This window comes from Acidimicrobiia bacterium (genome assembly GCA_035948415.1).
Lineage (GTDB): Bacteria > Actinomycetota > Acidimicrobiia > IMCC26256 > PALSA-555 > PALSA-555.
This window is the reverse complement of the sequence record DASZJD010000112.1, coordinates 1-12,278: the sequence shown is the minus strand read 5'-3', so window position 1 is coordinate 12,278 and position 12,278 is coordinate 1. Positions and strand designations below refer to the sequence as shown.

The 12,278-nt window shown below is 73.2% G+C and carries 10 protein-coding genes; 5 read left to right on the top strand and 5 right to left on the bottom strand.

Features of this window, described 5'->3' with window-relative positions; genetic code table 11:
* Together VG869_15580 and VG869_15575 are read right to left on the bottom strand one after the other, a co-directional pair.
* Nucleotides 1-275: helix-turn-helix domain-containing protein (locus tag VG869_15580; GenBank protein ID HEV3452605.1), on the bottom strand; the 275-nt coding region annotated here is incomplete at its 3' end.
* Between the two features lie 100 nt (nucleotides 276-375).
* Entirely contained in the window at nucleotides 376-1,551 is a 1,176-nt protein-coding gene (locus VG869_15575) for an acyl-CoA dehydrogenase family protein (protein ID HEV3452604.1), read from the bottom strand.
* Between the two features lie 94 nt (nucleotides 1,552-1,645).
* On the opposite strand from VG869_15575, the gene VG869_15570 reads away from it, so the two are divergent.
* Nucleotides 1,646-2,572, top strand: coding sequence for a 3-keto-5-aminohexanoate cleavage protein (locus tag VG869_15570; protein HEV3452603.1), 927 nt, complete (start codon nucleotides 1,646-1,648; stop codon nucleotides 2,570-2,572).
* Nucleotides 2,573-2,580: 8 nt separating this feature from the next.
* Complete coding sequence (locus VG869_15565; GenBank protein HEV3452602.1) at nucleotides 2,581-3,471, top strand: TIGR03619 family F420-dependent LLM class oxidoreductase; 891 nt, start codon at nucleotides 2,581-2,583, stop codon at nucleotides 3,469-3,471.
* Nucleotides 3,472-3,477: 6 nt separating this feature from the next.
* On the opposite strand, the gene VG869_15560 is transcribed toward VG869_15565, so the two are convergent.
* Both VG869_15560 and VG869_15555 read right to left on the bottom strand, forming a co-directional pair.
* The gene (locus VG869_15560) at nucleotides 3,478-4,413 is read right to left on the bottom strand and encodes a hypothetical protein (protein HEV3452601.1); all 936 of its coding nucleotides are present in this window, start codon (nucleotides 4,411-4,413) and stop codon (nucleotides 3,478-3,480) included.
* Nucleotides 4,414-4,425: 12 nt separating this feature from the next.
* Nucleotides 4,426-5,190, bottom strand: a complete 765-nt coding sequence (locus VG869_15555) for an SDR family oxidoreductase (GenBank protein HEV3452600.1) — start codon at nucleotides 5,188-5,190, stop codon at nucleotides 4,426-4,428.
* A gap of 86 nt (nucleotides 5,191-5,276) precedes the next feature.
* On the opposite strand from VG869_15555, the gene VG869_15550 reads away from it, so the two are divergent.
* The gene (locus tag VG869_15550; GenBank protein HEV3452599.1) at nucleotides 5,277-6,995 is read left to right on the top strand and encodes an amidohydrolase family protein; all 1,719 of its coding nucleotides are present in this window, start codon (nucleotides 5,277-5,279) and stop codon (nucleotides 6,993-6,995) included.
* A 150-nt stretch (nucleotides 6,996-7,145) separates the two neighbouring features.
* Here VG869_15550 and VG869_15545 read toward each other — a convergent pair whose 3' ends face one another.
* A complete protein-coding gene (locus VG869_15545; protein HEV3452598.1) occupies nucleotides 7,146-7,412 on the bottom strand; it encodes a hypothetical protein in 267 nt (88 codons plus the stop codon).
* Between the two features lie 108 nt (nucleotides 7,413-7,520).
* Here VG869_15545 and VG869_15540 point away from each other — a divergent pair, with 108 nt between their 5' ends.
* Nucleotides 7,521-11,648, top strand: coding sequence for a BTAD domain-containing putative transcriptional regulator (locus VG869_15540; GenBank protein ID HEV3452597.1), 4,128 nt, complete (start codon nucleotides 7,521-7,523; stop codon nucleotides 11,646-11,648).
* A 291-nt stretch (nucleotides 11,649-11,939) separates the two neighbouring features.
* A partial coding sequence (locus VG869_15535) for a hypothetical protein (protein ID HEV3452596.1) occupies nucleotides 11,940-12,278 on the top strand: 339 nt, incomplete at its 3' end.

Genomic DNA, 12,278 nt, shown 5'->3' with positions numbered 1-12,278 from the left:
AGGGCGGCGCCGATGCGGCTGTCCTCCTCGAGCAGCGCCACGAGCAGGTCGTCCTTGCTGGCGAAGTACCGGTAGACGACCTTCAGGGACACGCCGGCGCGCGCTGCGACCTGGGCCACCGTGAACGAGGCGCTGCCGGTCTCGTTGGCGAGGTCGCGAGCGGCGACCACGAGCCGCTCGAGGCGGTCGGCCGAGCGAGCCCGAGCCGGCTCGAGCGAGCGGGCCAGGGCCCGGTCCCGCCAGGGATCGAGGGTTGCCGTTTCGGGAAACGCCATTCCCCACAGTATTGCGCGGCGGGCCGCCCGAGGCCAGGGCGAGGACGGCCGACGGCGAGGGCGAGACCGGCTCAGCCGGCGGCCGGGGCCGCCGGTCGAGCTAGCGAGGGGCGCGGGGCAGGCCCAGGCCGGCCACCTGGATGATCTCGCGCTGGACCTCGTTCACGCCGCCGCCGAAGGTGCCGACCGGGGCCTGGCGGTAGGCCTGCTCGAGCTGGCCCCGGAGGACCGCGCCCGGGGCGCCGTCGACGAGGTACCCGGCGGGGCCGACGACGTCCATGAGCTGGCGGAGGCACCGGGTCTGCTCCTCGGTGCCGAGCACCTTCATCGACGAGGCGTTAGCGGGGTTCAGCGCGCCGGCAGCCAGGTCGCTGGCGACCCGCCAGTTGGCGAGCTTCAGCGCCTCGGCGACGGCGTGGACGCGCGCCAGCGTCACCTGGACCCACTCCTGGTCGACGACCCGGCGGCCGTCCGCCAGCCTCGTGTCCTGGGCCCACCGCCGCACCGAGTCGAGATGGCGCGTCAGGCGACCGGCGGGCCCGAGCGCCACGCGCTCGTGGTTCAGCTGGCGGGTGATGAGCTTCCAGCCCTCGTTCTCGGTGCCCACGAGGTTCCGGGCCGGCACCCGCACGTCCTCGTAGAAGGTGGCGTTGGTGTGGCCGCCGCCGAGGACCCAGATCGGCGTGTGCTTGAACCCCGGCGTGTCCGTCGGCACGAGGAGGATCGAGATGCCCTGGTGCTTCGGCGCGTCGGGGTCGGTGCGGCAGGCGAGCCAGATCCAGTCGGCGTCGTGCGCCCCGGTCGTGAACGTCTTCTGGCCGTTGATCACGAACTCGTCGCCGTCTCGGACCGCCCGCGTCCGGAGGCTGGCCAGGTCGGTGCCGGCGCCCGGCTCGCTGTAGCCGATGGCGAAGTGCAGCTCACCGGCGAGGATCCGGGGGAGGAAGCGCGCCTTCTGGTCCGCGTCCCCGTAGCGCATCAGGGTCGGGCCGACGGTGTTGAGCGTGACGAGCGGCAGCGGCACGCCGGCGCGGTTCGCCTCGTCGTAGAAGAGGTACTGCTCGAGCGGGGTGCGACCCTGGCCGCCGTACTCGGCTGGCCACCCGACGCCGAGCCATCCGTCCCGGCCCATCTGGCGCACGACGTCCCGGTATGCCGGGCCGCCGGCCTCCCCGCCGGTGAGCCGGGCCCGCCGCTCGGGGGTCATGAGGCGCTCGAAGTAGTCGCGCAGCTCGCGCTGCAGCGCCCGCTGCTCGGGCGTCAGGTCGATGTGCACGCGCCTTCTCTTTCCTCGGCGCCCGCGGCACGCTACGGTCGGCCCCCGCCGGGCTGCAACACGTTACAGTTTTCGGGAACGGAGGGGCACGGTGGTGGACGCCGTCATCGTCGAGGCCGCGATCAACGGGACGACGACGAAGGCGCGCAACCCGTCCGTGCCGCGGCTCCCCCACGAGATCGCCCGCGACGCCCTCGACTGCCTCGACGCCGGGGCCGCGATCGTCCACAACCACGTGGACGTCGTGATGGTGCCCGGCGAGGAGGCGGCCGCCCGCTACCGGGAGGGGTGGGCGCCGGTGCTGGCGGCTCGCCCCGACGCGCTGCTGTACCCGACCACGAACTTCGGGCCGGGGGTGACCGGCGCGTACTCGCACCTGGAGCCGCTGGCCGCGACGGGCCAGCTCCGGATCGGCATCATCGATCCGGGCTCGGTGAACCTCGGCGGCGTCGGCGAGGACGACCTCCCCGCCGCCCCCGGCTTCGTGTACGCCAACTCCTTCGGCGACATCCGCCACCAGGCCGACGTGTGCCACCGCCTCCGCCTCGGGCCCAGCATGGCCATCTTCGAGCCGGGGTGGCTCCGCACCGCGCTGGTGTGGCACCGCGCCGGGCGGCTGCCGCGGGGCGCCATGGTGAAGCTCTACTTCGGCGGCGAGCAGGGCTACCCGACCACCGGCTCGGAGCGCGGCGGCGCGCCGTTCGGGCTGCCCCCGACGTTGCGGGCGCTCGACGCGTACTGCGAGCTCCTCGACGGCTGCGTCCTGCCGTGGTCGGTGGCGGTGATCGGCGGCGACCTGCTCGCGTCCCCGGTCGCGCGCGCGGCGCTCGAGCGCGGCGCGCACCTGCACGTCGGGCTCGAGGACTTCGCGGGCGCCCGCACGCCGACGAACCGCGAGCTCGTGGCCGACGCGGTGGCGCTGTGCGCCGACGCGGGCCGGCCCGTCGCGACCTGCGACGACGCCGCGGCCATCCTCGACCTGCCGCGGCCTCGCCCCGACCACGTCCACGACGCGGCCTGAGGGCCGGGATGCGATTCCACCAGGCCGTCGCGTTCCTCGAGACCGACCAGCTGCTCGAGCTGTGTCAGGCCACCGACCGGATGGGCTACGCCGGCGTCTACGTGTCGGACCACCTCTTCTACCCGCGGGAGCTCCGCAGCCCGTACACGTACTCGCCGTACGAGGACGGGTCCCCGATCTGGTCCCCCGAGGCCGACTGGCCCGACACCTGGTGCCTGATCTCGGCGATGGCGGCGGTGACACAGACGCTGACCTTCACGAGCGGGGTGTACATCGCGCCCGCCCGCGACCTGGTGACGGTGGCGAAGCTCGTCGGGACCGCCGCCGTCATCTCCGGGGACCGGGTGCGGTTCGGCGTCGGGGTGGGGTGGTGCAAGGAGGAGTTCGACGCCACCGGGCAGGACTTCCACACCCGCGGCCGGCGCCTCGACGACATGATCCCGGCCCTGCGCGCGCTCTGGCAGTCGGGGTGGGTCGAGTACCACGGGCCCTGCTACGACGTGCCGGCGATGCAGATGAACCCGGCCCCGAGCCGTCCCATCCCGATCTACGTCGGCGGCCACAGCCCGCCGGCGATCCGACGGGCCGCGACGCTCGGCGACGGGTGGGTGGCGGCGGGCGCGTACCCGCCTGACGACGCCTGGCGGTACCTCGGGGAGGTCCAGGCGGCGCTGCAGGCGGCCGGCCGGACCGGTGAGCCCTTCACCATCTACCTGGCCCTGGGGACGCCGCCCGACGTGGACCTGTACCGCCGCTTCGAGGACGCCGGCGTCACCGACATGGTCTGCGCGCCGTGGATGCTGGCCGCGAGGTCCGGGGACCGCGACTACCGGTCCCCCCTCGACGCCAAGCTCGCCGCGAGCGAGGACTTCGCGACGCGGATCATCGCCAAGATGTGAGCGCGGTCAGCGCGGCCAGCCGTCGGGCCAGTTCAGCTCCGTCCACCCGCGACCGACCCGGCCGTCGGCGGCCTCGAACCGGCTGAGGGCGCGGGGGAACCGAGACTCGCGCCCGTCCGGCGCCACGAGCAGCACCGGCGCCTGCAGCTCGGCGGTGACGGCGAGACCGAGGTCGGCCAGCTCGAGGTCGCCGTGCACCAAGAGCTTCTCGTCGTCGAGGCGCGGCGTGAACGCGACGCGGGTCAGCGGGCGCAGGGCTCCGTCGGGGCCGACGACGAAGCCGGTCTGGAAGTTGGCGTCACCGGCCTCGGCGACGAGCGACCGGACGGCGTGGAACCACGTCCCGTCCTCCAGGCGCCCCGCCGTCCAGAGCCACGGGAACGCCCACCAGTCGCGCACCCCCCACGAGTGATCGCGCTCGCCGGGGCACCGGACCTCGAGTCGCTGATCGCCGACGACGACCTCGCCCGCCACCCACGCGGCCTGCTCGTACCGCGTCGTCTCGGTGTACGGGAACGTCGGCGCCGCGCCTCGCCACTCGAGGTCGACCCGCACGTCCACGTCGGGACCCTCCTCGCCGTGGAACGCGGCCGCCGGGTCGCGCACGGCGACGCCGGTGCCCTCGGTCGTGATCCGCCACGCCTGCAGCGGCTCGGTGCAGCGCCACGAGGCGCGGAACCGGTCGCCCGTGACCTCGAGGGGCGCGCCCGGCGCCAGGCAGGGGACGGCGTGGTCTCGGATGAGCACGAGCGGCTCGCCGCGCCGCACGAGGTGCAGCCAGTACCAAAGGACGCCGAGGTTCGGGTAGAGGCCGAGGCGGAGGTAGCCGCCGTAGGAGCCGTCGACGGCCGCGAAGTCGTGGTACCACGACTCGCCCCACAACGGCTCGGCGCCGGCCTGGTGGCGTCCCTCGTCGGCGCCGGTCAGCTCGAAGGCGGACACGAGCCCCTCGCCTCAGATCCCGTCGGCGCGCAGCAGCGCGTCGGTCCCGCCGTCGACGAAGAGCACGGCGCCGGTGATCCACGCCGCGTCGCCGGACAGCAGGAACCAGACCGCAGCGGCGATCTCCTCGGGCTCCCCCCACCGGTCGAGCGGCACCGGGTACTGCCGGATGAGATCGCCGGTCACCGGGTGGTCGAGCGCGGCCTTCGTGAGCGCAGTGAGGACCGGGCCGGGCGCGACCGCGTTCACGCGCACCCGGGGTGCCCAGTCCACCGCGAGGCGGCGCACCTTTCGGGCCAGCGCGAGCTTGCCGAGGGCGTAGACGGCCTCGCCGTCCATCGTGTCCGCGAGCCGCGCCGCCTCCGACTCGGCCCCCGCGAGGCACCGCTCGACGAGCGTGAGGTCAGGGTGCGGTACCGCGGTCGCGGAGTTCGAGGAGATCGCGACCGCTCCCCGCAGCTGACCGGCGAGGAGATCGTCGTGGAGTCCCTCGAGGAGCGCGACGGCACCGAAGTAGTTGATCCGCACCACCTTCGAGGGCGGCGCGCTGGTGCTCCCGCCGATGCCGGCCGCCACCACGAGCCCGTCGAGCCCGGCCGGCGCCGCCGCGCGCACGCCGAGCACGGCCTCGGCGCGCCCGTCCACGGTCGACAGGTCGGCGAGGACGTCGGCGTCCCGCAGGTCGACGCCCACCACGGCGTGCCCGGCCGATTCGATCCGCCGTCGGATCGCGCCGCCGATGCCGCCCGCCGAGCCCGTCACCGCGATCGTCCCCATGGCGACGCCTTCCCGTCCGCGGGCCGGTGGGCCGGATCGGGCGCCACGCTAACGTGGCTCGGACACCCGCTCGGAGGAGGCGCGCCGTGCTGGACGTGGTCATTCGCGGTGGCGAGGTGGTCGACGGGACCGGCGGCCCCCGACACCGCGCCGACGTCGGGATCCGATCGGGGCGGGTGGTCGGCGTCGGCGCGGTGGACGAGGACGCGACCCGGACCATCGACGCCGACGGGCTGGTCGTCGCGCCAGGGTTCATCGACATCCACACCCACTACGACGCCCAGGTCCTCTGGGACCCGGCGACGACGCCGTCGCCGTTCCACGGCGTGACCAGCATCGTCGGCGGCAACTGCGGCTTCACGATCGCGCCGGTGGAGCCCAGCGAGGTCGAGTACCTCACCCGCATGCTCGCCCGCGTCGAGGGCATGCCCCTCGAGGCCCTGCTCGCCGGTGTTCCCTACGACTGGCGCTCCTTCGGCGAGTACCTCGACCGGCTCGACGGGACGCTCGCCGTGAACGCCGGCTTCCTGGTCGGCCACAGTGCCATCCGCCGGGTCGTGATGGGCGACGACGCCGTCGGGCACGAGGCTCGACCGGAGCAGGTGGACGCGATGAGCCGGCTGCTCGGCGAGTCGATCGCCGCCGGTGGCCTCGGCTTCTCGTCGTCGCAGGCGACCACCCACAACGACGGCGACGGCGACCCGGTGCCGTCCCGCGCGGCGACGCCGGACGAGCTCGTCGCGCTGGCGCGCGAGGCGGGCCGGCACGAGGGCACGACCCTCGAGTTCATCCCGGCGGTCGGGGGCTTCAAGGAGCAGCATCTCGAGCTCATGGCCAGGATGTCGGAGGCCGCTGACCGCCCGCTGAACTGGAACGTCCTCGTGCCGAACGCAGCGCGGGCCGAGCTGGCGTGGCAGGCGCTCCAGGCCTCCGACTACGCCGCCGAGCGGGGCGGCCGCGTGATCGCCCTGACCGTCCCGGACGTCATGCGCACGCACCTGACGTTCAAGGCCGGCTTCGTCCTCGACGCCTTGCCGGGCTGGAACAAGACGATGGCGCTGCCGCCGGCCGAGAAGATGCGCGCCCTCGCCGACCCCGCCGAGCGGGCCCGGCTCGCGGAGCGGGCGTCCTCCGACGAGGCCGGCATGCTGCGCGGCTTGGCCAGGTGGGAGAACATGACCATCGTCGAGACGTTCGCGCCCGCCAACGAGGGTCTCGTCGGCCGGCGCGTCGGCGACATCGCCGCCGAGCGGGGCCAGGTGCCCTTCGACGCCCTCCTCGACGTCGTCTTGGCCGACGAGCTCCGCACCGTGCTGCTCCCCCCGCTGGCCGGCAACGACGACGCCTCGTGGGAGCTGCGTCGCGACATCTGGCGCGACGAGCGGGCCGTGGTCGGGGCGTCGGACGCGGGTGCGCACCTGGACATGCTCTCGACGTTCTCGTACAGCACCGCGATGCTGCGCGCCTGCCGTGAGCGCGGCCTGATGCCGCTCGAGGAGGCCGTGCACCTCCTCACCGACCGGCAGGCCCGGCTCTACGGCATCAAGGGCCGAGGCCGGGTGGCGGAAGGCGGGTGCGCCGACCTCGTGCTCTTCGACGAAGACCGCGTGGCACCGGCACCGGTGGTGTGGCGCAACGATCTGCCCGCTGGCGCCGGACGTCTGTACGCCGGGGCGGAGGGCATCGACCGGGTGCTCGTGAACGGCGTCGAGATCGTTCGATCGGGCGAGCTGACCGGCGAGCGTCCGGGGACGCTGCTGCGGTCCGGGCGCGACACCGAGACGGTCACGGCTCAGCCGCGGTAGGACAGCGCCGGGCGAGCTCGGCGCCAGGATCCCGGATCGGGATCGGAGCACCCGTCTCTGCGCAGTGTCCGGCCACCGCAGCGCATCTAATTATCGGCGGTTGGCAACGTCGCGGTGGTCGTCCCGGCCTGGGCAGCTGCGTTGCCCGTCTCACGGTGTCGGGCTCGTCACGGTCGTGGTGCCCGTCGTCCGCAGTTCGAGCATGCGCCGGGCCGCTTCGTTCGCCGCGGCGATGGCGAGCCCGTCGAGGGACTCCCGCCCGCAGGATGCCGGCGGTGGCTTGCACGCCGCGGCCGGTTCGCGGGCCGGTTTGGCTGGGCTGGCACCGCCGCTGCTCAGCACCAGCAGGGTGCTGCCGAGGCCGAGCGCGACGGCCACGGCAACGGCGGGGACGATGGGTCGGGTGCGCTGGTTCATGGTGCCTTCCTCTCGTCGAGTGGCCTTGACCGTGCGCCGTGTTGGTCTGGGCCCGGTCCGGATCTGGTCCGGTCTTGGTCTGTCGGGCTGGGAGTACGGTGCGGCGGCGTGGAGTTTCGGGTCCTGGGGCCGCTCCAGGTCCTGGAGGACGGGCGGGCGGTCGCCGTCGGCGGTGTCCGCGAACAGGCCCTGCTCGCGGCGCTGGCCCTGAGCCCCGGCGAGGCGATGAGCACCGACCGACTCGTCGACGCCCTCTGGGGTGACCGTCCGCCGCGCTCGGCGACCAAGCAGCTCCAGAACCACGTGCTGCGCCTGCGCAAGGCGCTGGGCCCCGCCGTCATCCGCACCACGCCGCTGGGATACGCGCTCGGTGAGCGCGTGACGGTCGATACGGCCCGCTTCGAGTCCGGGCTTCGGGCCGCCCGCGCCACCGCGGCGCGGGAGGGCCCCGCCGAGAGCCTCCCAATCTTTGCTGCGGCCCTCGCCGAGTGGCGCGGGCGGCCCTTCGAGGAGCTGGGCGGGTGGGCGCCCGCGGACGCGGAGACCGCTCGGCTGGACGAGCTGTGGCGCCGGGGCCAAGAAGAAGCGATGGACGCCCGGATCGCGTGTGGAGCCGACGCCGAGTGTGTCGCCGATCTTGAGGCGATGGTGAGCGCCGAGCCGCTCCGCGAGCACCGCTGGGCCCAGCTGATGATGGCGCTGTACCGGTCCGGCCGCCAGGCCGACGCGCTGCGCGCCTACCAGCGCGCCCGCGAGACCCTCGCCCAGGAGCTCGGCATCGAACCCGGGCCCGAGCTCCAGGCAACGGAGCGGGCGGTGCTAGCCCAGGATCCCGACCTCGCCTGGCAGCCGTCCCGGCTCGCGGGTCCTCCCGCTACCGCGACGCTCCCGAGCGGGGTGGTGACGTTTTTGCTCAGCGACATCGTGGGCTCGACCTCGCTCTGGGAGCGCGACTCGAAGACGATGGCTGAAGCGGTCGCGCGTCATGACACCCTGATTCACGACGCCGTGGACGCACACGGGGGAACCGTGCTGAAGGCGCGTGGCGAAGGGGACAGCACCTTTTCGGTGTTCACCCGGGCGACTGATGCGCTGACGGCGGCGTTGTCCGCCCAGCGGGCACTGGTGGGCGAGGCCTGGCCGGCGTCCACGCCGTTGTCGGTACGGATGGCGCTGCATACGGGGGAAGCGTTTGAACGCGACGGCGACTACTACGGTCCGACGGTCAACCGGGCGGCGCGGATTCGGAGTCTGGCCGCCGGCGGCCAGGTCCTGGTGTCGCGGTCGACGGGTGAGCTCGTACAAGACGACCTCCCGGACCAATCAGCGTTGGTCGAACTCGGATCGCACGTCCTCTCCGGCCTGACCCGAGCGCAGCGGATCTTGGGACTCGCGGCTCCGGGTCTTCCCGATCTCCCAGCCCCCTTCGCTGAGGCCCCCGAGAGCCCGACCGGCGCGTCACTTCCGCTCCCCGGCATCCTTCGCACGGCCGCGGGTGGCTTCTTCGTCGGCCGGGGTGCCGACCTCGAGTCACTCATCACCGCGTGGAAACACGCGACCGACGGGTCGCCACGGATCGTGATGGTGGCGGGAGAGCCCGGCGTGGGCAAGACGCGCCTGGCGGCCGAGCTGGCGCGCCGGGTCGATGACGAGGGGGGCACCGTCTTGTACGGGCGCTGCGACGAAGACCTCGGGGTCCCGTATCAGCCCTTCGCCGAGGCGCTGCGCCCGTACGTTGCCACCTGCCCGCTCGACGAGCTCGCGAGACATGTGGAAGCGCACGAGGGCGAGCTCAGTCGTCTGGTACCGGAGTTGCCCCGTCGCCTACCGAGGACAGCTCCGCCGCTGCAGGCCGAGCCCGAGGTCGAGCGCTACCGGCTCTTTGAGGCGGTCAGTGGGTTGCTGACCGACGCCTCGTTGCGGCTCCCGGTGTTGTTGGTCCTCGACGACTTGCACTGGGCTGCCAAGCCCACCCTGTTGCTGTTGCGCCACCTGGTCGCGCACCTCGAGTCGTCGGCCGTGTTGATCGTCGGGATGTACCGCGACACCGAGCTCGGTCGCACCCACGCCCTCGCCGAGACCCTCGCCGATCTGCGTCGCCTCGAGGGGGTCGAGCGCCTCGCACTGGACGGCTTGGACGCCGACGGGGTCACGGCCTTCGTCGAGGCGACGGCGGGCCAGACCCTCGAGGAGCCGGGGCGGGCCCTGGCCCGGGCGGTGCACGCCGAGACCGACGGCAACCCGTTCTTCGTCGGCCAGGTGCTGCGCCACCTGGCCGAGACCGGCGTGATCCACCGGCGCGACGGGCAGTGGGCCTATGACGCCAGCCTCGATCAGCTCGGCATCCCTGAAGGGGTGCGCGAGGTCATCGGCCGGCGGCTCTCACGGCTCACGGAGACAACCGACCGGCTGCTGCAGGTGGCCTCCGTGGTCGGCCGCGACTTCGACCTCGACGTGCTCGGGCGCGTCAGTGGCGTCCCCGAAGACGACGTCCTGGCGTCAATGGAGGAGGCGACGACCGCCCGGGTGATCACCGAGGTCGCCGACGTCCTCGATCGCTACAGCTTCGTCCATGCCCTGGTGCGCGAGACCCTCTACGACGAGGTCCCGACGAGCCGCCGCGTCCGCGTGCACCGCCGCGTCGGCGAGGTACTCGAAGAGCTTCGATCGGCCGACCTCGGGCCCTACTTCGCTCAGCTCGCCCATCACTTCGGCGAGGCAGCCGAGGGCGGAGGCGTCGCCAAGGCCATCGGCTACGCGCGCCACGCCGCCGAGCGGGCGATGGGGGTCCTCGCCTACGAGGAGGCCGCGAGCCAGACCGAACGGGCGCTGCAGCTCGTCGAGCTCGAGGACTCACGCGACGAGGCGACCCGAGCCGAGCTGTTGGTCGCCCTGGGGGAGGCACTCTACGGCGCCGGCGAGTCGGTGCGGGCCCGAGAGGCCTTCGCGGAGGCGGCCGCGTCGGCGTCGCGTCACGGACGGTCGGAGCTGTTGGCCCGGGCCGCTCTTGGCTACAACGACGCCACCTTTCTCGCCGTCGGATACGCCGACGAGCTTGCGGTCGACGCCGCGGCCCAGCTGCTCCGCGAGGCGCTCGACGCCCTGGGTGACGGCGAGACGGCCCTGCACGTCCTGCTCCTCGCCCGGATCCCCAGAACCCTCCACATCAACGCCACGGTGGCGGAGAGGCTCCCTTCGGCCAGTCGAGCACTCGCGATCGCCGAGCAACTCGGCGACCGGGTCCTGCTCGCGGGCGCGTTGGAGGCGCTCTATTGGGCCCGCATCGGGCCCGACTACGTGGAAGAGAACCTGGAAACGGAACACCAGCTCGTGGCCCTGGCCCGCGAGCTCGGCGATCGGCCACGGGAGTACTGGGCCCACATCTACCTCGGCAACTCACTCCTCGAGCTGGGCGACATCACCGGCGTCGATCAGGAGATCGAGGTGCTCGAACAGCTGGGCGGCGAGCTGCGCTCACCGCAGTACCGCTACTTCCCGGTTCTCCGGCGCGCCATGCGGGCCATCCTCGAGGGGCGGCTCGACGACGGTGAGCGGCTGGCCTTCGAAGCCTTCGAGATCGGTCAGGAGAAGCTGCCGGAGCCGGCGCTCGGCATGCTCGGCGCACAACTCCTCAACGTTCGCCGGCACCAAGGGCGCCTGGGGGAGCTCGAAGGCGCGCTGCGGGCCCAAGTCGATCGGTACCCCGTCCTGCCGGTGCTCCGGTGCGCGTTGTGCGACCTGCTCTGCGCCGAAGGACGAGCGCCCGAAGCACAGCAGGAGTTCGAGCGGGTCGCGGCCCACGACTTCGCCGACCTGCCCGGGTTCTACCTCCTGGTGTGTCTCTCCCAGCTGACCGAGGCGTGCGTGTTCCTCGGCGACGAGCGCCGGGCCCCACGCTTGTATGACCTGCTTGCGCCGTACGCCCATCACAACGTCGTGGCCAACCCCAGCGTCGTGGCCGTCGGCTCTGCGGCCCGCAGTCTCGGTCAGCTCGCCGCCACCATGCGTCGTTGGGAAGCAGCCGAGGCCCACTTCGAGGCCGCCCTCGCCTTCAACACCGGCATGGGGGCCCGGCCCGCGACCGCATCCACGCAAGTCGCCTACGCCCGCATGCTGCTGGCCCGTAGCGCACCTGGCGACGCCGACCGCGCCGCCAGACTCCTCGCGCGGGCATCCACGATGAGCGAGACCCTCGGCCTGGCAGGAATCACGGCCGAGGCGGAGGCTCTCAGATAAGCCCGCCCCGAGCCGACCCGCGGATCCCGACGCGTTCGCGATCGTGCCCGCGGCATCCCGGTCCCCGGGCTCTGGGTACGACCAAGGTCGCGGTTCGTCCCCCGGTCTCGGGTTCCCACACCTCCCTCGGCAGTACCCCGTCGACCGTGGCCCGATGAGCCGTTCCCGGATCGGCAACCGTGCCGGCCCGGGACGCTCGTGCGCGCGTCGGGCCTGACCGGCGCCTCGCCCGCACGCAACACCGGCCCGGGCCACGTTTCTCGAACCCGTTGTGGGGGTAGGTGCGTCGCTATGGGACTCGCGGCGTCGTCCGGCCCGGTCGTCGACCTCGAGCGTGCGCGTCAGCAGCTCGAAGCCGAGCGGGCCAGGGTCCAGGGCCTGGCCAACGAGCTGCGAACCCGGCTCGGTCAGCTCGAGGGTGAGGCGGACGCGCAGCCGAACGTGTTCGATCCCGCCGACAACGCCAGCGACACCCTCCAGCGAACCGGAGACCTCTCGATCCTCGAGACGCTGCAGACCGAGCTCGAGGAGATCGACGCCGCCCTCGGCCGCGTCGCCGACGGCACCTATGGCATCGACGAGGTCACGGGCGAGCCCATCGACCCGGCTCGGCTGGACGCGGTGCCGACG